This is a genomic window from Comamonadaceae bacterium OTU4NAUVB1, assembly GCA_024372625.1.
Classification (GTDB): domain Bacteria; phylum Pseudomonadota; class Gammaproteobacteria; order Burkholderiales; family Burkholderiaceae_C; genus Variovorax.
The window spans coordinates 2,326,756-2,345,162 of record CP099605.1 but is presented as its reverse complement, the minus strand read 5'-3'; the positions used below and the strand labels follow the sequence as shown (position 1 = coordinate 2,345,162).

The 18,407-nt window shown below is 66.7% G+C and carries 17 protein-coding genes and 1 other RNA gene; 15 read left to right on the top strand and 3 right to left on the bottom strand.

The features are described from left to right. Nucleotides 1-164 precede the first annotated feature (164 nt). The 15 genes from NF681_14470 to ntrC all read left to right on the top strand — a co-directional run bounded on the left by NF681_14470 (nt 165) and on the right by ntrC (nt 15,171). A complete protein-coding gene (locus NF681_14470) occupies nt 165-800 on the top strand; it encodes an OmpA family protein (GenBank protein ID UST55784.1) in 636 nt (211 codons plus the stop codon). 145 nt (nt 801-945) lie between these two features. Further along, nucleotides 946-1,656 carry a bifunctional 2-polyprenyl-6-hydroxyphenol methylase/3-demethylubiquinol 3-O-methyltransferase UbiG gene (ubiG, locus tag NF681_14465; protein UST53510.1) on the top strand — a complete coding sequence of 237 codons (711 nt, stop codon included), beginning with the start codon at nt 946-948 and terminating at the stop codon, nt 1,654-1,656. A 2-nt stretch (nt 1,657-1,658) separates the two neighbouring features. Next, complete coding sequence (locus NF681_14460; GenBank protein UST53509.1) at nt 1,659-2,324, top strand: HAD-IA family hydrolase; 666 nt, start codon at nt 1,659-1,661, stop codon at nt 2,322-2,324. 12 nt (nt 2,325-2,336) lie between these two features. Beyond that, nucleotides 2,337-2,721, top strand: a transfer-messenger RNA (tmRNA) gene (gene ssrA, locus NF681_14455). Between the two features lie 373 nt (nt 2,722-3,094). Further along, the gene (gene ggt / locus NF681_14450; GenBank protein ID UST53508.1) at nt 3,095-4,804 is read left to right on the top strand and encodes a gamma-glutamyltransferase; all 1,710 of its coding nucleotides are present in this window, start codon (nt 3,095-3,097) and stop codon (nt 4,802-4,804) included. Between the two features lie 7 nt (nt 4,805-4,811). Continuing rightward, nucleotides 4,812-5,549: a pseudouridine synthase gene (locus NF681_14445; GenBank protein UST53507.1), complete on the top strand. Its 738-nt coding sequence runs from the start codon at nt 4,812-4,814 to the stop codon at nt 5,547-5,549. Between the two features lie 71 nt (nt 5,550-5,620). Beyond that, the gene (locus NF681_14440) at nt 5,621-6,673 is read left to right on the top strand and encodes a YncE family protein (protein ID UST53506.1); all 1,053 of its coding nucleotides are present in this window, start codon (nt 5,621-5,623) and stop codon (nt 6,671-6,673) included. Continuing rightward, nucleotides 6,670-7,479 (top strand): polysaccharide deacetylase family protein, encoded by an 810-nt coding sequence (locus NF681_14435; GenBank protein UST53505.1) that lies wholly within the window; start codon nt 6,670-6,672, stop codon nt 7,477-7,479. The genes NF681_14440 and NF681_14435 overlap by 4 nt, the downstream gene beginning before the upstream one ends. Nucleotides 7,480-7,495: 16 nt before the next feature. Next, nucleotides 7,496-8,440 (top strand): sterol desaturase family protein, encoded by a 945-nt coding sequence (locus NF681_14430; GenBank protein ID UST53504.1) that lies wholly within the window; start codon nt 7,496-7,498, stop codon nt 8,438-8,440. 36 nt (nt 8,441-8,476) lie between these two features. Then, nucleotides 8,477-9,409 (top strand): EI24 domain-containing protein, encoded by a 933-nt coding sequence (locus tag NF681_14425; GenBank protein UST53503.1) that lies wholly within the window; start codon nt 8,477-8,479, stop codon nt 9,407-9,409. Then, nucleotides 9,406-10,206, top strand: a complete 801-nt coding sequence (locus tag NF681_14420; GenBank protein UST53502.1) for a molybdopterin-binding protein — start codon at nt 9,406-9,408, stop codon at nt 10,204-10,206. Before NF681_14425 ends, NF681_14420 begins: the two co-directional genes overlap by 4 nt. Before the next feature lie 149 nt (nt 10,207-10,355). After that, nucleotides 10,356-11,771, top strand: a complete 1,416-nt coding sequence (glnA, locus tag NF681_14415; protein UST53501.1) for a type I glutamate--ammonia ligase — start codon at nt 10,356-10,358, stop codon at nt 11,769-11,771. Nucleotides 11,772-11,926: 155 nt separating this feature from the next. Next, the gene (locus NF681_14410; protein UST53500.1) at nt 11,927-12,445 is read left to right on the top strand and encodes a hypothetical protein; all 519 of its coding nucleotides are present in this window, start codon (nt 11,927-11,929) and stop codon (nt 12,443-12,445) included. Nucleotide 12,446: 1 nt separating this feature from the next. After that, entirely contained in the window at nt 12,447-13,523 is a 1,077-nt protein-coding gene (glnL, locus tag NF681_14405; GenBank protein UST53499.1) for a nitrogen regulation protein NR(II), read from the top strand. Between the two features lie 22 nt (nt 13,524-13,545). Continuing rightward, on the top strand, nt 13,546-15,171 hold the full coding sequence (ntrC, locus tag NF681_14400) for a nitrogen regulation protein NR(I) (protein ID UST53498.1): 1,626 nt from the start codon (nt 13,546-13,548) through the stop codon (nt 15,169-15,171). 40 nt (nt 15,172-15,211) lie between these two features. Here ntrC and xth read toward each other — a convergent pair whose 3' ends face one another. The 3 genes from xth to NF681_14385 form a co-directional block, all read right to left on the bottom strand. Then, nucleotides 15,212-16,000, bottom strand: coding sequence for an exodeoxyribonuclease III (gene xth / locus NF681_14395; GenBank protein UST53497.1), 789 nt, complete (start codon nt 15,998-16,000; stop codon nt 15,212-15,214). A gap of 122 nt (nt 16,001-16,122) precedes the next feature. Further along, nucleotides 16,123-17,529: an ATP-binding protein gene (locus NF681_14390; protein ID UST53496.1), complete on the bottom strand. Its 1,407-nt coding sequence runs from the start codon at nt 17,527-17,529 to the stop codon at nt 16,123-16,125. Further along, complete coding sequence (locus tag NF681_14385) at nt 17,526-18,269, bottom strand: response regulator transcription factor (protein ID UST53495.1); 744 nt, start codon at nt 18,267-18,269, stop codon at nt 17,526-17,528. Before NF681_14385 ends, NF681_14390 begins: the two co-directional genes overlap by 4 nt. Between the last annotated feature and the right edge of the window lie 138 nt (nt 18,270-18,407).

The following is an 18,407-nucleotide window of genomic DNA, read 5'->3' as shown; positions in this document are numbered from 1 at the left end:
TCCTACGATTCGGGCCGCGCCCCCGCCCGGTTTGGGAAAGGCCCTATGGCACAATCGTCTCAACGTTTTGGGTGGTGGTCACTTAAAGCGTCCCTGATTCGCAGCGCGTCTGCGGCTTTTTCCCCAAGAGGAGAACCATGAAGAAACTCAATAAAGTGGCGATGATGTTTGCAGTCGCTGCGCTCGCCACTGCCGCCGGCGCGCAGACCCGTGTCACCGCTGCGAATGGCGGCCCGGTGAACGACAACTGGCAAAACGGCACTGGTGAACTCGTCTGGAAGAACGGCACGAACGAACTGTGCTGGCGCGATTCCTCCTGGACGCCTGCGACCGCAACGACTGGCTGCGATGGCGCCCTCGTTCCCGTCGCCGCCGCGCCCGTGGCAGTCGCTCCGCCTGCACCGGTCGCACCGCCGGTCGTGACGCCGCCGCCCGTTGCAGCTTCGAAGGTCACCTTCGCTGCCGATGCCTTCTTCGACTTCGACAAGTCGGTGCTCAAGCCGGAAGGCCGTGCGAAGCTTGACGATCTGGTCTCCAAGATCCGCGACGTCAACCTCGAAGTCATCATTGCCGTGGGTCACACCGATTCGGTCGGCACCGACGCCTATAACCAGCGTCTGTCGGTCCGTCGTGCCGAAGCTGTCAAGGCTTATCTGGTCACCAAGGGCATCGAACGCAATCGCGTCTACACCGAAGGCAAGGGCGAGAAGCAGCCCGTGGCCGACAACCGCACCGCCGCAGGCCGTGCCAAGAACCGCCGCGTGGAAATCGAAGTGGTTGGTACCCGCGCCACCCGTTGATCTGAAAAGATCCTCGATGGAAAACCCCGCTGCGGCGGGGTTTTTTTTGGCCTGGATTTTTTGTTGGCAAAATTTCCGAGAGAACCCTGTTGTCGATAAGAAAGTCATGATCGACTTTTGACAAGATTTCAAAAAAGCCCAAATCATGAATAGCACCGTCAATGCCGATCCCGCCGAACTGGCAAAGTTTTCCGAGCTTGCACATCGTTGGTGGGACCTTGAAAGCGAGTTTCGTCCATTGCACGAAATCAATCCCCTGCGCCTCGAATGGATCGAAGGCATCGCGCCGCTCGCGGGACGCCAGGCGCTCGACGTCGGGTGTGGTGGAGGCATCCTGGCCGATGCCATGGCGCGCAAGGGAGCGGAAGTGTTGGGCATCGATCTGGCCGGCAAGGCGCTCAAGGTGGCACAGCTCCATGCGCTCGAAGCATCGACCCAGGGGGTGAAGTACCGTGAAGTCAGCGTCGAGGCCCTGGCCCTGGAGCAACCCGGCAGCTTCGACGTGGTGACCTGCATGGAGATGCTCGAGCACGTTCCCCAGCCTGCGTCGGTGGTCAAGGCCTGCGCCGATCTCGTCAAGCCCGGTGGCTGGGTCTTCTTCTCCACGATCCACCGGAATCCCAAGTCGTTCCTGTTGGCCATCGTCGGCGCCGAGTACGTGCTGGGCATGTTGCCAAAAGGCACGCATGAATACCGGAAGTTCATCCGGCCGGCCGAACTCGCGACCCACTGCCGCACGGCCGGCCTCGACCTTCGCCACACGCGCGGGTTGCAATACAACCCGATCACGCGTCGGTATTGGCTCAGTGCGGACACCAGTGTCAACTACATGTTCGCAACGCGAAAGCCGGAGTGAGCATGACGTCCACCATCCAGGCCATCCTGTTCGATCTCGACGGCACCCTGATCGACAGCGCGCCGGACCTCGGCGCCGCCGCGGACAAGATGCGCACCGACCGTGGCCTTTCGTCCCTCCCGCAGTCCGTCTATCGACCCATGGCCGGCGCAGGCGCACGCGGCATGCTCGGGATCGCGTTTGGATTGACGCCGGAATCGCCCGAGTTCGCCACCCTGCGCGAGGAGTTCTTCGTCAATTACGAAGCCCGGATGCTGTTGGAGACTCACGTCTTCGAGGGCGTCATGCCGTTGATCGACGCGCTGGTCGGTCGACAACTGCCGTGGGGCATCGTGACCAACAAAGCCGCGCGTTTCACCGATCCACTGGTCGCGGCCATTCCGGCTTTCGGCACGGCCGGCGCTGTGGTCAGCGGGGACACCACACCGTTCGCCAAACCGCATCCCGAACCTTTGTTCGAAGCTGCCCGGCGCTTGAATGTCGATCCGACCCGCTGCATCTACGTGGGCGATGACGAGCGTGACATCGTGGCCGGACGTGCGGCCGGCATGACGACCCTGGCAGCCACTTACGGCTACATGGGTGCGAACGCGGACGTGACGCTGTGGCGGGCTCACGGGCATGTGAAATCTCCCCTGGAGGTCTTGCAATCACTCGATGTGGTCTAAAATGACAGTCTTGGGGCTGCACTGGTTTCGACGTGGGTTCGGAGTCGCTGTGGTGCATGTCGAGCTGAATGCGCTCGTTAATCAGATTCAAAAAAACTAACTGCAAACGATCAATCGTACGCACTCGCCGCTTAATTGCCGGTGACTTTGCAACAGCACGCCGATGGGCTGGGCAAAGGGCCGATGGAGCAATCCATCGATCCTGAGCTGCAAAGATAATTACATCGGCTGGTTCTTGCCCGGGTGCCTTGGGCAAGAACGAGAAAATAGGGCACTGGCGTCCGGTCTAGCGTGCGACTGCGCGATTCCGGAAGCGAGATCAAAACAGATCGCTAAACATGTAGAACTGCGCGATGAAGGCTTGCGGACGGGGGTTCGAATCCCCCCAGCTCCACCATACAAGACGGTCGATCCCGATGACGTACCTTCGGAATCGACTTCGGGATCATTGAGATCCATGCTGCATTTCGACGCTCGACCGCAGCGCGTCGCTTTGACGCCGAGAAAGCCACCTTCGGGTGGCTTTCTCATGCGGGGTCGGCTTTGCTTCGGTCGTTTCGTCGCTTAGTCGGACGGTGACTGCGCGAGATGCGTGGGTGAGCCGATGGACGCGCCTTGGTGGCGTCGCGCCGATAATCCGTGATGCCGCAAGTCCCTTGTCCGATCGCGGGCAGCCTGCCCGATGCGGGCACGGCCACCCCTTCGGCGGCGCCATGGTCCAAGGAGCCATCCTCCCAATGAAAAATGCAAACCCAAGTCTTATCCGGCGGATGATCGCCGGTGCGGCGTTCTGTCTTTCCTTGTCGGCCATCGCACCCTCGCACGCGGCATCGATGGCGCCGGTCGCGGCGGAGAACGGCATGGTCGTGACGGCCCAGCAGCTCGCGACACGGGTCGGCGTCGACGTGCTGCGGCGCGGTGGCAATGCCGTCGATTCGGCGGTGGCGGTGGGCTATGCACTGGCGGTGGTCTACCCGGCAGCGGGCAACCTCGGCGGTGGTGGCTTCATGACGGCCCAGCTCGCCGACGGCCGCAAGACCTTCCTGGATTTCCGCGAGAAGGCGCCGCTGGCCGCGACCGCCGACATGTACCTCGACAAGGACGGCAACGTCGTCAAGGGCTTGAGCACCCAAGGCCATCTGGCCGTGGGCGTGCCAGGCACGGTGTCCGGGCTCGAGCTGGCGCGCGAGCGCTACGGCACGATGTCGCGTGCCGAACTCATCGCGCCGGCCATCGCCTTGGCCGACAGGGGTTTCACGCTCGACCAGGGCGACATCGACATGCTGGCCACCGCGACCGCCGATTTCAGGAAGGACGCCGACAGCGGCGCGATCTTCCTGAACAAGGGCGAGCCCTTCGCGGTCGGGCAGAAGCTGGTGCAGAGGGACCTCGCCCGCACGTTGCGCGCGATCAGCCGCCAAGGTACCGATGGCTTCTACAAGGGCAGGGTCGGCGCCGCGATCGTGGCATCGAGCCAGGCGGGCAAAGGCATCATCACGCAGGCCGACCTCGACCAGTACCGCACACGCGAACTCGCGCCAGTGGAGTGCGACTATCGCGGCCATCGCGTGATCTCGGCGCCGCCGCCGAGTTCGGGCGGTGTGGTCATCTGCGAGATGCTCAACATCCTCGAGGGCTATCCGCTGAAGGACCTGGGCTTCCGCTCGGCGCAGTCGGTGCACTACCAGATCGAGGCCATGCGCCATGCCTATGTCGACCGCAACAGCTATCTGGGCGATCCCGATTTCGTGAAGAACCCGCTCGAGCGCCTGCTCGACAAAGGCTACGCCGAGAAGGTCCGCGCCGCCATCGATCCGAACAAGGCCGGCGTCTCCAGGGACATCAAGCCCGGTGTCGCGCCGCACGAGGGCAGCAACACCACCCACTATTCGATCACCGACCGATGGGGCAACGCCGTCGCGGTCACCTACACGCTCAACGACTGGTTCGGCGCCAAGGTGATGGCCTCGGGCACCGGCGTGCTGCTCAACAACGAGATGGACGATTTCACCGCCAAGATCGGTGTGCCCAACCTCTACGGCCTGGTCCAGGGCGAGGCCAACGTCATCGCTCCCGGCAAGCGGCCGCTGAGCTCCATGAGCCCGACGATCGTCAGCAAGGACGGCGCGCCGGTCCTGGTGGTCGGCACACCCGGTGGCAGCCGGATCATCACGGCCGTGCTGCACAGCATCCTCAACATCGTCGACTACGGGATGAACGTGCAGGAGGCCGTCGACGCGCCGCGCTTCCACCAGCAATGGCTGCCCGACGTCACCAATGTCGAGACGTTCGCGCTGAGCCCCGACACGCGCGCGCTGCTGGTCGGGATGGGCCACAACCTGGGCGTGCCGCAACCTGCCAACCACATGGCGGCGATCATCGTCGGCGCGCCGTCCCTGGGCGGCAAGCCGGTCGGCAGGAACCGCTTCTACGGCGCCAACGATCCGCGCCGCAACAGCGGGCTGGCCCTGGGCTATTGAAAATCACATGCAACTCCAGGAACTTCTCTACACCCAGGGATTCGGCACGCGCCGTGTCTGCGCGGGTCTCGCCCAGCAGGGGCTCGTGGTCGTCGAAGGCGCCGTCGTGCGCGATCCGTTCGCCGACATCGAGGCGCGCGAGGGACTGCCCTTCACCGTGCAAGGCACGCCGTGGGCGTACCACGACAAGGCCTATCTGTTGCTGCACAAGCCCGCGGGCACCGAGTGCTCGCAGAAACCCTCGACCTATCCGAGCATCTACACGCTGCTGCCGTCGCCCCTGCGCCTGCGCCCCAACAAGGGTGCGGTGCAGGGCGTGCAGGCCATCGGGCGCCTCGACCAGGACACCACCGGACTGCTGCTTCTGACCGACGACGGCCAGTTCATCCACCGCATGGGCTCGCCCAAGCACCACGTGCCCAAGGTCTATGAAGTGACGACCAAGCATCCGATCGACACCTCCCAGGTCGACCGGCTGCTCGCCGGCGTCGTGCTCGACGACGATCCGAAGCCGGTGCGTGCCGCGGCCTGCGAGGCCGTCGCCCCGACGCACCTGCGGCTCACGCTCACGGAGGGCAAATACCACCAGGTCAAGCGCATGCTGGCGGCGGTGGGCAACCGTGTCGAGATGCTGCACCGCTCGCACATCGGCGACCTCGGGCTCGACGCGAGCCTGGCGCCCGGCCACTGGCGCTGGCTCTCGGGTCCGGAGGTCGAGGCCCTGCGCACCTTCGGCAGAGCGTGAAATCCGGCGGTCAGCCAGGATTCACCAACGGGCGTTAAGCTGACGCCTTTCCTCCCTCGCGGACCCTTCCCTTGCGCTTCTCCTCCCCGATCCACGTCCGCACTGCGGCCATCCTGCTGCTGGCCTGCGCGGCCCTTTCGTCCCTCGCCGCGACGCCCGCCGCCGTCGCTCCGGCATCGGCCGCCGCGGCCACTTCCGTCGCGCCCGCGACGGCGTCGCGCAATCCGCTGTTCGTGCTGAATTCGCTCGACGCCAACGTCAGCGTGATCGACCCGGTCACATGGACCGAGAAGCAGCGCATTCCCACCGGCAAGGAACCGCACCACATCTACATGACGCCCGACGAGCGCTCGGTGATCGTGGCGAATTCGGCCGGCGATTCGCTGACCTTCTTCGACCCGCGCACCGCCGAGGTCCAGCGCACCATCTACGGCATCATCGATCCCTACCAGCTGCAGTTCTCGCGCGACATGAAGTGGTTCGTGACCGCCGCCAACCGGCTCGACCACGTCGACATCTACCGCTGGGACGGCAAGGACCTGAAGCTGGCCAAGCGCATCGTCACGGGAAAGACGCCCAGCCACATCTGGATCGATGCGGCCAGCACGGTGGCGTACGTGACCATGCAGGACAGCAACGAACTCATCGCCGTCGACCTCGCCACGCAGACCGTCCGGTGGCGGGTGGCGACGGGCAACATGCCGGCCGACATCTTCGGCGTCAACAACGACAAGACCCTGCTGGTCGGACTCACCGGCAGCGACAGCGTGCAGGTCTTCGATGTCTCCGGCGCCCAGCCCCGGGCGACCGGCAACATTCCCACCGGCAAGGGCGCGCACGCGTTTCGCGCGACCGGCGACGGGCGTGGCGTGTTCGTCAGCAACCGCGCGGGCAACAGCATCAGCCGCATCGACCTGAAGACGCTGCAGGTCACCGACACCTATCCCGTGCCGGGCGGCCCGGACTGCATGGACGTCTCGGCCGACGGCAAGCTGCTCTACGTCACCTCGCGCTGGGCGAAGAAGCTCAGCATCGTCGACCTGACCACTCGCCAGGTGGTGCGCCAGGTAAACGTCGGGCGGTCGCCGCACGGCGTCTGGACGATCGACCACGCCAGGCGATGAGCAGGACCACGCGCCGCCGCGGGCTCGCGCTGCTGCTGGGCGGCGCTTTCCTGGGATCGATCGCCACCGTCGCCGGCGCGGCCGACACGTGCGCCAAGCCGCTCTACATGACCTTCGACACCGGTCACATGGGCGTGGCGCCGCTGGTGGCCGAGGTGCTGGCGCGCCAGCAGGTGCGCGCGACCTTCTTCGGCGCGGCCGAGCGCACCCGCACCGATGGCGACAGCCTCGACGACCACTGGGCGCCGTGGTGGAAGGCGAGGGCGGCCGAGGGCCATGAATTCGCCTCGCACACCTACGACCACGTCTACTGGCGTGGCGACGAACCCGGCGCCGAGCCGCGCTTTCGCGTCCGTCCATCGGCGGGTCCGACGGCGGGCCGCGATGTCACCTGGAACGCGGCGCAGTACTGCGCGGACATCGCTAAGGCCGGCGAACGCCTGGCGCGCATCACCGGCAAGAAGCCGTTGCCGCTGTTCCGTGCGCCCGGCGGCAAGACCTCGCCCAGCCTGCTCGCCGCGGCCCGCTCCTGCGGCTACGCGCACGTCGGCTGGGCGCCGGCGGGCTTTCTCGGCGACGAACTGCCGAGCGACAAGTTCAGCAACGAGCGGCTGCTGCGGCAGGCGCTCGACAACGTCCGTGCGGGCGACATCCTGATCGCGCACCTGGGCATCTGGTCGCGTCAGGATCCGTGGGCGCCGGCGGTGCTGGAGCCTCTGGTCGCCGGCCTGAAGGCCAAGGGCTTCTGCTTCCGCACGTTGCGCGAGCATCCCGACTACACGGCGTGGATCGCCGCGCATCCCTGAGCACGAGGGCGAGACGATGGAGTGGATCACCGACCAGTTCGTGGCGCTGCAGCAATGGGTGTTCGAGGCCGCCGTGCAGCCGTTGGTCTATGCCGCGGGTCTGGGGGGCTGGGGCGAGGATGCGTTCGACGCCACCGGCTGGCTCCTCATCGGGCTGATCGAAGTGCTGGTGTTGCTGGCGGTCATCGGCCCGCTGCAGCGTTGGCGGCCGGCCGAGGCGGTGAGCGACCGACGGGCCATCCGCACCGACGTCGTCTACACGCTGATCCATCGCCTGGGCGTGTTCCGCCTGGCGATGTTCTTCCTGTTGCAGCCGGTCTTCGACCATGGCCTGGGCTTCCTGCGTGCGCAGGGCTGGGGCACGCTGCACATCGACGAACTGGTGCCGGGCATCACCGACATTCCTTGGGTGTCCTTCGTGATGTACCTGGTGGTGCTCGACTTCGTCGAATACCTGATCCATCGCGGTCAGCACCGCTTCGAGTGGTGGTGGAGCCTGCATTCGCTGCATCACTCGCAGCGCCAGATGACCATGTGGAGCGACAACCGCAACCACCTGCTCGACAGCGTCCTGCACGACGCGATCATCGTGATCGTCGCGCAGCTCATCGGCGTGGCGCCGGGGCAGTTCATCGCGCTGGTGATGTTCACCCAGCTCAGCGAGAGCCTTCAGCACGCCAACCTGCGGCTGTCCTTCGGGCGCGTGGGCGAGCGCCTGTGGGTCAGCCCGCGCTTCCACCGCACGCACCACCGCGTCGCCGCGGCCCGGGGCAGCAACTACGGCGTGTTGCTGCCGTGGTGGGACATGCTGTTGCGCACCGGCGATTTCCGGACCACCTACGAGCCCACGGGCATCCGCGACCAGGTCGAGCCCGATGCGCAGGGTCGGGTGCGCGATTACGGTCGGGGCTTCTGGTCGCAGCAGTGGCTGGGACTGCGACGCATCGTCGGGCGTGGCTGAAGGCCGGTCGGCACGGGACGCTATCCTCGGAGTCCCATGCGTCTCGTGATCGATTCCTTCTGGCGTGCCATCGCCTACTGCCTGCTTCCGCGCGTGATCGTGCTGTCGCTGGTGCCGCTGGCCGTGATGGTGGTGGTGGCCGCGGGCCTGGGGCATTTCTTCTGGGCGTCGGCGGTCGCATGGACGCGCGACGCGCTCGATGCGTGGCCACTGCTGTCGGGTTTCTGGGGCTGGCTCGGCGGCCTGTTCTCCACCGACGTGACTGCCACGCTGGCGCCGCTGGTGGTGGTGCTCGCCGCCACCCCGGTCATCGTGCTGGCGGTGCTGCTGGTGGTCGCCGCGTTCATGGCGCCCTCGCTCACGCGCCTGGTCGCGCAGCGGCGCTTTCCGGGGATGGAGGAGAAGAAGGGCGCGTCACTGATCGGCAGCGTTCTGCGCTCGGTCGGTCTCACGTCGCTGGCATTGGTGGCCCTGCTCGTGTCGATGCCGTTGTGGCTGATTCCGCCCCTGGTGCTGATCCTTCCGCCGTTGATCTGGGGTTGGCTGACCTACCGTGTCATGAGTTTCGATGCCCTGGCCGAGCACGCGAGCGCACCGGAGCGCAACGCGGTGCTGCGCGCTCACCGCCTGCCCCTGCTGGGCATCGGCGTGCTGTGCGGCCTGCTCGGCGCGGCGCCGAGCGTCGTCTGGGCTTCGGGGGTCGTGTTCGCGGCCGCCTTCCTCGTGCTCGTGCCACTGGGGATCTGGATCTACACGCTCGTGTTCGCCTTCTCGGCCCTGTGGTTCGCCCACTATGCGCTCGACGCACTGGCCGGGTTGCGCGCGCAGCGCGCGATCGACGACAGGGCCGCGATGGCCGCGGCGCCAGCGGGTCTGTCGCTGTCGACGTCCGCGTCCGTTTCGTCCTCCCAATTCCCTCCCGCATCCGGTGGCACCCCGGGCGCCTCCACTCCAAGGAAACTTCCATGAGCCGCAATTTCGGCCTGATCGTCGTCGGCGACGAAATCCTCTCGGGCAAGCGCGTCGACAAGCACATGCCCAAGGTCATCGAACTGCTGGCCGCGCGCGGACTGCAACTCGCCTGGGCCGAATACGTCGGCGACGTGCCCGAGCGCATCACCGCCGCGCTGGTGCGCGCCTTCGCCTCGGGCGACATCGTCATCTCCACCGGTGGCATCGGTGCCACGCCCGACGACCACACGCGCCAGTGCGCGGCGGCGGCGCTCGGCGTGGAACTCGCGCTGCATCCGGAAGCCAAGGTGCTGATCCAGGAACGCATCCGCGAGACGGCGACCGAGCAGGGCGTGGCCTACGAGCCCGAGCGCCCCGACAACGTGCACCGCCTCAACATGGGCACGTTCCCGGTCGGTGCCCAGATCATCGCCAACCCTTACAACAAGATTCCCGGCTTCAGTGTCGGCGACGTGCATTTCGTGCCGGGCTTCCCGGTCATGGCGTGGCCGATGGTGGAATCGGTGCTCGACGCCCGCTATGCAGGCCTGTTCGCGCAGGGCCGGGCGGTCGAGAAGTCCGTCATCGTCTACGGGGCCATGGAAGCCACGCTCACGCCGCTGATGGAAGCCGTCGAGGCCGCGCATCCAGGCATCAAGGTATTCAGCTTGCCGAGCGTCGATCATCCCCAGCACGGGCGCCACATCGAGCTGGGTGTGAAGGGCGACGCGGAGCGGGTTGATCCGGCGTATGCGCAGCTTCTCGACGGGCTGCACGGTTTCGATGCACGCCTTGGCCCCGAGTTGGTGCGATGATCGATATGCACCAAGATGGATATTTCTCGTCGGATTTCCTGCACCGTGCCGGAGCCCGACGACCGGACGTTGGCGTCTCCGTGCCAATGGCATAGAAACTGCATTCCCTCGCAACTGTATTCACTCACCCCCCAAACCAGGAGAAATTGATGGCAAAGACCGTCGCCGACGTACTCAAGCTCGTGAAGGACAACGAGGTCAAGTTCGTCGACTTCCGCTTCACGGACACACGAGGCAAGGAACAGCACGTGACCGTGCCGGTTTCGCATTTCGACGAAGACAAGTTCACCTCGGGCCATGCGTTCGACGGATCGTCCATCGCCGGCTGGAAGGGGATCGAGGCCTCGGACATGCAACTCATGCCCGACCCGAATACCGCCAACATCGATCCCTTCTTCGAAGAGACGACGATGATCCTGACGTGCGACGTCATCGATCCGGCCGACGGCAAGGCCTACGAGCGCGACCCGCGTTCGCTCGCCAAGCGCGCGGAGGCGTACATGAAGGCGTCCGGCCTGGGCGATACCGCCTACTTCGGACCGGAACCCGAATTCTTCGTCTTCGACAGCGTGCGCTGGAAAAACGACATGTCGGGCTGCTTCGTGAAGATCGATTCCGAAGAAGCATCGTGGAACACCGACAAGGAATACGAGCACGGCAACACGGGTCACCGCCCGGCCGTGAAGGGCGGCTACTTCCCCGTGCCCCCGGTCGACAGCGCGCAGGACATGCGCTCGGAGATGTGCCTGGTGCTCGAAGCGCTGGGCATTCCGGTCGAGGTGCATCACCATGAAGTGGCCAATGCGGGCCAGATGGAACTGGGCACCAAGTTCAGCACGCTGATCCAGCGTGCCGACTGGGTCCAGCTGCAGAAGTACGTGATCCACAACGTGGCCCACGCCTACGGCAAGACCGCCACCTTCATGCCCAAGCCCATCGTCGGCGACAACGGCTCCGGCATGCACGTGCACCAGTCGGTCTGGAAGGACGGCAAGAACCTGTTCGCCGGCGACGGCTACGCGGGTCTGTCGGAATTCGCGCTGCACTACATCGGCGGCATCATCAAGCACGGCCGCGCGCTCAACGCGATCACCAACCCCGGCACCAACAGCTACAAGCGCCTGGTGCCCGGCTACGAAGCCCCGGTGAAGCTGGCCTACTCGGCGAAGAACCGTTCGGCCTCGATCCGCATCCCGTTCGTGGCCAACCCCAAGGGCCGCCGCGTCGAGGCGCGCTTCCCCGATCCGCTGATGAACCCGTACCTCGGTTTCGCCGCGCTGCTGATGGCCGGTCTCGACGGCGTCGAGAACAAGATCGATCCGGGCGAAGCCGCGACCAAGGACCTCTACCACCTGCCGCCGGAAGAAGACGCGTTGATCCCGACCGTCTGCCACAGCCTCGACCAGGCGCTCGAGTACCTCGACAAGGACCGTGCGTTCCTGACCAAGGGCGGCGTGTTCACCGACTCGTACATCGACGCCTACATCGAACTCAAGATGCAGGAAGTCACCCGCTTCCGCATGGCGACCCACCCCTGCGAATTCGACATGTACTACTCGCTCTGAGCGGTCTGGCGCCAGCGTCCTTCGGGGCGGCCGGCGCCGGTCACGGACTTCCAGAAGACGGCCGCGGCCGTCTTTTTCTTTGGGCGGGAACATGGCGGCGGACGGCCGCTCGAATTGGCTGAGAATGTTCCGATGCCTCCACTTCCTCCCTGTCCATGAAGCTTTCATCCGCGTTTTTCATCCTGCTGGCGTCACCGCTGGCCGCGTTGCCCGTGCAGGCCCAGGAACAGGTCTGGCGCTGCGGCAACGAATACACCAACAACGCCGCGCAGGCGAAGCAACGCGGTTGCAAGGTGATGGAAGGTGGCAACGTCACGGTGGTGCAGACGCCACGGACGACCCCGGCGACCCCGTCCGCCGCCACCGCGAGTTCGCCCGCCCGCGGCGCGTCGCCCACGGGCGGCCCGCGCGTGGAGGGCGCCGAGCAGCGTGCCCGCGACGGCGAGGTCCGCTCGGTGCTGCAGTCCGAACTCCGGCGGGCCGAGTCGCGCCAGGCCGAACTGCTGCGCGATTTCAACAATGGCGAACCCGAGAAGCAGGGTGGTGAGGCCCGCAACTACCAGAAGTACCTCGATCGGGTGGAACAGATGAAGGCCGAAATCGCTCGCAACGAGAGCGACATCGCCGGCATCCGCCGCGAACTCGCCCGACTGCCCGCTGGGGCGGTGCCCTGACATGGCGTTCGGCAAGATCTCCTCCGCGCCCCGGCGCTTCCAGCCCTTCGATCTGCTCGCCACGCTGATCGCGGTGGTCAAGCGCGACGGTTCGGTGCTGTTCGCGAACGCGGCGCTGGAAGACGTCCTGGGCACCTCGCGCCGCACGCTCGAAGGCTCGCAGTTCAGTGCCTGTTTCCAGGAACCTCACGTCCTGCGCACGGCGCTGGAAGGGGCCAGCACCAACGATTTCGCCACCCTGCGCTACGAGGCCTTCCTGCGGCGCGTCAGCCACGACATGCTGCCGGTGCAGGTCACCCTCGCGCAGACCGATCGCCGGGGCGAGGTGATCGTGGAGCTGTCGCCGCTCGAGAACCAGGCCCGGCAGGATCGCGAGGAACGCCTGATCGACCAGGCCCAGGCCAACAAGGAACTCATCCGCAACCTCGCGCACGAGATCAAGAATCCGCTGGGCGGCATCCGGGGCGCGGCGCAGCTGCTGCAGATGGAGGTCGAATCGCGCGACCTCATCGAGTACACCCAGGTCATCATCCACGAGGCCGACCGCCTCCAGACGCTGGTCGACCGCCTGCTCGCCCCGCACCGGCGTCCGCACGTGGTGGGCGACGTCAACATCCACGAGGTGTGCGAGCGGGTGCGATCGGTGATCCTGGCGGAGTTCCCGCGCGACCTGCACATCGAGCGCGACTTCGACGTCTCCATCCCCGAGTTCCGGGGCGACCGGGAGCAGCTCATCCAGGCCACGCTCAACATCGTCCACAACGCCGCGCAGGCCCTGGCCGAGCGCCGTGCCGCCGGCGATGCACGCATCACGCTCAAGACACGCATCGCGCGACAGGTGATCTTCAACAAGCAGTGGTATCGATTGGCATTGGAATTGCATGTCATCGACAACGGACCGGGCGTGCCCAATGACATCAAGGACCGCATCTTCTATCCGCTCGTCTCGGGCAGGGAAGGTGGATCCGGATTGGGACTGACACTGGCGCAGACCTTCGTGCAGCAGCACCATGGGGTCATCGAATGCGACAGCGTGCCGGGCCGAACCGATTTCAAGTTATTGATACCGCTGCCATAGCAGCAAGGCGACAAGGAGCTGCATGAAGCCGATCTGGATAGTAGACGACGACCAATCCATCCGCTTCGTGCTGGAGAAGGCGCTCCTGCGCGAAGACCTGCCCACCCGCAGTTTCACGAACACGCGCGACGTGCTGGCTGCGCTCGATGCGGCCAACGGCGACGAGTCGCTCGGCCCCCAGGTGCTGGTGAGCGACATCCGCATGCCCGGTGGTTCCGGGCTCGATCTGCTCGACAAGATCAAGGCGCGCCATCCCGGGCTGCCGGTGATCATCATGACCGCGTTCTCCGACCTCGACAGCGCCGTCTCGGCGTTCCAGGGCGGCGCCTTCGAATACCTCCCCAAGCCCTTCGACCTCACGCGCGCGGTCGAACTCATCCGCCGCGCCGTCGACGAGAGTCAGCGCGAGGAGGTGGCGGAAGAGCGCATGGCCGCCGCGCCGGAGATGCTCGGCCAGGCGCCGGCGATGCAGGACGTCTTCCGCGCCATCGGCCGGCTCTCGCAAAGCAACGTCACGGTGCTGATCACCGGCGAGTCCGGCTCGGGCAAGGAACTGGTGGCGCGCGCGCTGCACAAGCATTCGCCACGCACCGACGGTCCCTTCGTCGCCATCAACACGGCCGCGATTCCCAAGGACCTGCTGGAGAGCGAGCTCTTCGGCCACGAGCGCGGCGCCTTCACCGGCGCGCAGACCATGCGTCGCGGCCGCTTCGAGCAGGCCGAGGGCGGCACGCTGTTCCTCGACGAGATCGGCGACATGCCCTTCGACCTGCAGACGCGGCTGCTGCGCGTGCTCAGCGACGGGCACTTCTATCGCGTGGGGGGCCACAACTCGGTCAAGGCCAACGTGCGCGTTATCGCCGCCACGCACCAGGACCTGGAGCAGCGCGTGAAGCTCGGCGGTTTCCGCGAGGACCTGTTCCATCGGCTGAACGTGATCCGCCTGCGTCTGCCGGCGTTGCGCGAGCGTGGCGAGGACGTGCCCGCCCTCACGCGCCATTTCCTGCAGGAGAGCGCCAAGCAGCTCGGTGTCGAGCCCAAGCGCATCTCCGATGCGGCGCTCGCGCAGCTGGCGACGTTCGGATTTCCCGGCAACGTGCGCCAGCTGGAGAACATCTGCCACTGGCTGACCGTGATGGCGCCGGCGCAGCTCGTCGAGGTCAAGGACCTGCCACCCGAAGTCATGGTGAGCGCAAGCGTCCCGGAGGCCATGTCGTCGTCCGCGTCGGCACCGGTCGCCATGGCCGTGCCCGTGGCGGCGTCGCACCTGCCCGCGATGCCGGGCACCGCCCCGGCCGGTGCGGCGGTGGCCGCGCCGTTGCCGTTCACCAGCGACATCGCACTGGCGGGCGACGCGTTGGCGGCACCGATGGTGACGTCGGCCGAGGGGGGAGGGGCCCTGGCCGTGGCGGACGCGGTCGTCGACGTCGGTCCTTCGACCTGGGAGAGCGGCCTCGAACGCGAGGCTCAGACCCTGCTGGCCGCCGGGCGGCACGACGTGTGGGACGCGCTGTCGCGCCGCTTCGAGTCGCGCCTGATCCTGACCGCGCTGGCCAACACGCGCGGCCGACGCATCGAGGCCGCGCAGAAGCTCGGCATCGGGCGCAACACCATCACGCGCAAGATCCAGGAACTCGGCCTGGAATAGGCTTGGTCGGTCGGTCGTTCGGCACGACGCCGGTGCGTACTCAGCCCGCGGAAGGATCGAGCACGACCGTCACCGGGGCGTGGTCGCTGGGCTTGGTCCACTTGCGCGGCACGCGGTCGATGGTGCAGGCCGTCACCCGCGGAACGACCGGCGTGCTCACCAGGATGTGGTCGATGCGCAGACCACGATTCTTGGGATAGCCGAGCATCCGGTAGTCCCACCACGAATAGCTCTTGTCGGGCTGGTCGAAGAGCCGGAAGGCATCGGTCAGTCCGAGGGCGAGCAGGGCCTGGAACTGCTGGCGTTCCGGGGTGGAATGGTGGATGGTCTCGCGCAGGCCCTCGGGGTCGAAGCTGTCGCGGTCTTCCGGCGTGATGTTGAAGTCGCCCAGCAGCACCAGATCGGGATGGGCGACCAGTTCAACGCGCAGCCAGTCGTGGAGCGCTTCGAGCCACTTCATCTTGTAGATGAACTTCTCGCTGTCGAGCGACTGCCCGTTGACGAAGTAGCCATTGACGATGCGCAGCGGACCGTGCGCCGTGTCGAGCGTCGCGCTGACGACCCGTGAATGCTCGTCCGTGAAGCCGCCGATGTTGCGCGCGATGTCGCGCAGGGGCGCGCGGCTCAGGATCGCGACGCCGTTGTAGGTCTTCTGACCGAAGACGGCCGCTTCGTAGCCAGCCGCCGCGAGCACTTCCAGCGGAAACTTGTCGTCGCTCATCTTGAGTTCCTGCAGACACAGCACGTCGACCGGGTTCGCGGCCAGCCAGTCGAGCACGTGCTGCAGGCGGGCGGTGAGGGAGTTGACGTTCCAGGTGGCGATTTTCATGAATACCCTGACGATTTTGTGGGGACGGGTGTGGCCGTCCGCGCCAGGCACGCGACGGAGGGCGACCGGCCGGGCGCGCATCGACGCGGCGGCGCGTCCCGATCCTGACACACACCCCACGGTCACGCCGGCAGACGGATGCTGGCGCGCAATCCGCCTTCGAGCCGGTTCGTCAGCGCGACGTCGCCGCCATGCGCCTGCACGCAGGTCCGCGCGATCGACAGACCGAGCCCAAGGCCCTGGCCGGACCCCCGCGCACCGTCGGCGCGCCAGAACGGCTCGAACGCATGGTCGAGTTGTTCTGGCACGAGACCGGGACCGTCATCCTCGATGTCGATGCGATGTGCGAGGTCGCCGCCGAGCGAATCCATCGACAGGAACACCCTGGCGACGCCCCCATGACGCAGCGCGTTGTCGATCAGGTTGGAGACGGCGCGTCGCAGCGTCGCCGGGCGTCCGCGAAAGACAGGGGGCGTCGAGCCCGGTGCCAACTGCCGAGGCCGCACGACCAGCCGGTCTCCGGCCTCGCGGTAGCGCCGGGCCACGGCCTGCAGCAAGGCGTTCAGATCGATCGCCTCGGTCGCCTCGTGCGCGGCGTCGTCGCGCGCGAAGTCGAGTGTCTCCTCGACCATCGCGCACATGTCGGCGAGGGTCTCGACCATGTCCTGGCGCAGGGGCCCGTCGTCGATCAACTCGGCCTGCAGGCGCAGCGACGTGATGGGCGTTCGGAAGTCGTGGCCGATCGCGGCCAGCATCCGCGTGCGGTCCTGCACGAACCGGTGCAGCTTGTGCTGCATGGCGTTGAAGGCCACCGTCAGTTCGCGGGCCTCGCACGGGCCCGTGACCGGCAAGGCGTCGACGTGTTCGCCACGGCCCACGCGCTCGGTGGCGTCGACCAGCGCGCGCACCGGCCGCACGATGCGGCGCACGAAGACATAGCCGAGCACCAGCACCGGCAGGATGCTGACCGGCAACGAGAACCGCAGCAGCCGCCACCATTCGTAGCCGCCCGACGGATGCTGCCAGCTGTTGAGCCAGCGCCCGTCGGTCAGACCGATGGAGACGCGCAGCTGCAGTGCGGTCCAGTTGCGCAGCGCGAGCACTGCGTCGCGGGCCGGCCCGCCGTCGATGCGCTCGATCTGCACCCAAACCGGTGTTGCGTCGGTGAGCGAAAGGCGCTGGCGCAATGCCGCCGCCAGTCGCAATTCCTCGGTCTGCATGGGGTGCGGCGGTACCTCTGCGTCCGACCCGGTCCAGACCCGCACGACGTCCGGGTCGAACGCCGCCAGCAGCGAGGCGGCGCGCGTGGTGGGCAATCCGTCGGTGACCGCGTGTGCGATGGCGTGACGCTCGAGAACCTGGGACAGCGCGATGGGATGCACCAGCACACCGAACTGCTGCAGGAAGACAACGCCGATACCGTGCGTGGCGAGGGCGCCCACGAGCATCAGCAGGCCGAGCTGGTTGGCCATGCCGCGCGGCCACCGCGACGGCCAACGCACCGCGCCGGGCAGTGCGTCCGACGTCATGGCGCAAGCGCCACCGCGTCGACGGTGAGCATGTAGCCGTCGCCCCAGGCCGTGCGCAAGAGCACGGGCTGACGCGGATCGGCTTCGATCTTGACGCGCAGGCGACTGATCTGCCGGTCGATCGTCCGCTCGAAGCCGGGATGCGGTGCGCGGCCGGTGAGTTCCTGGATCCTCTCGCGGCTGACCACGGCACGCGCGTGGCGCACCAACGCGCCCAGCAGCCGCAGATCGGTGCCGCTGAGCTCGACCGAGCACCCATCGTCGTGCGTCAGCCGGGCGATGCCCTCGTCGAGCAGCCACGGGCCGAAGATGAACCGCCCCGGCGCGCACGTCTCGGCGGGCTCGGGCGCGCCGCCGTCGCGCGCCGCCGTCGCCGGCACGATGCGGCGTAGCACGACGTGGATGCGCGCGACGAGCTCTTCGGGTTCGAAGGGCTTGACGACGTAGTCGTCGGCACCGAGGTTGAGCCCCGCGATGCGGTCGTGCGCTTCGCCGCGTGCCGTCAGCAGGATCACGGGCGGGCCACCGGCCGCGCGCAACTCCCGGCACAGCGCGAAGCCGTCGCCGTCAGGAAGCATCACGTCGAGCACGACCAAGTCGACCGGCGTGTGCCGCAGCACCAGGTGCATGGCGTTCGCGCCGTCGGCCACGCGCACGTCGAAACCCGCCCGGCGCAGCAGCGCGGCAAGCGGTTCGCGGATCTTGCGGTGGTCGTCCACGACCAGGATTCGGGGTGTCACGGGCGGCGGCGCAGCGGGCATTCGGAGGTTCGGAGCAGGAACGCGGGCGGCGTCTCAACCTGTCCAGAACGCCCGAGGTTAATGCATACGATTCCCATTCAAACAACTCGCTCCCGCCCTTTCGGCCTGTCCGCAGGG

What these genes read in the sequence shown, in the direction of transcription:
- NF681_14470 (UST55784.1), top strand. Translation starts at nt 165, where the DNA reads ATGTTTGCAGTCGCTGCGCTCGCCACTGCCGCCGGCGCGCAGACCCGT.
- ubiG (UST53510.1), top strand. Translation starts at nt 946, where the DNA reads ATGAATAGCACCGTCAATGCCGATCCCGCCGAACTGGCAAAGTTTTCC.
- NF681_14460 (UST53509.1), top strand. Translation starts at nt 1,659, where the DNA reads ATGACGTCCACCATCCAGGCCATCCTGTTCGATCTCGACGGCACCCTG.
- ggt (UST53508.1), top strand. Translation starts at nt 3,095, where the DNA reads ATGATCGCCGGTGCGGCGTTCTGTCTTTCCTTGTCGGCCATCGCACCC.
- NF681_14445 (UST53507.1), top strand. Translation starts at nt 4,812, where the DNA reads ATGCAACTCCAGGAACTTCTCTACACCCAGGGATTCGGCACGCGCCGT.
- NF681_14435 (UST53505.1), top strand. Translation starts at nt 6,670, where the DNA reads ATGAGCAGGACCACGCGCCGCCGCGGGCTCGCGCTGCTGCTGGGCGGC.
- NF681_14430 (UST53504.1), top strand. Translation starts at nt 7,496, where the DNA reads ATGGAGTGGATCACCGACCAGTTCGTGGCGCTGCAGCAATGGGTGTTC.
- NF681_14425 (UST53503.1), top strand. Translation starts at nt 8,477, where the DNA reads ATGCGTCTCGTGATCGATTCCTTCTGGCGTGCCATCGCCTACTGCCTG.
- NF681_14420 (UST53502.1), top strand. Translation starts at nt 9,406, where the DNA reads ATGAGCCGCAATTTCGGCCTGATCGTCGTCGGCGACGAAATCCTCTCG.
- glnA (UST53501.1), top strand. Translation starts at nt 10,356, where the DNA reads ATGGCAAAGACCGTCGCCGACGTACTCAAGCTCGTGAAGGACAACGAG.
- NF681_14410 (UST53500.1), top strand. Translation starts at nt 11,927, where the DNA reads ATGAAGCTTTCATCCGCGTTTTTCATCCTGCTGGCGTCACCGCTGGCC.
- glnL (UST53499.1), top strand. Translation starts at nt 12,447, where the DNA reads ATGGCGTTCGGCAAGATCTCCTCCGCGCCCCGGCGCTTCCAGCCCTTC.
- ntrC (UST53498.1), top strand. Translation starts at nt 13,546, where the DNA reads ATGAAGCCGATCTGGATAGTAGACGACGACCAATCCATCCGCTTCGTG.
- xth (UST53497.1), bottom strand. Translation starts at nt 16,000, where the DNA reads ATGAAAATCGCCACCTGGAACGTCAACTCCCTCACCGCCCGCCTGCAG.
- NF681_14390 (UST53496.1), bottom strand. Translation starts at nt 17,529, where the DNA reads ATGACGTCGGACGCACTGCCCGGCGCGGTGCGTTGGCCGTCGCGGTGG.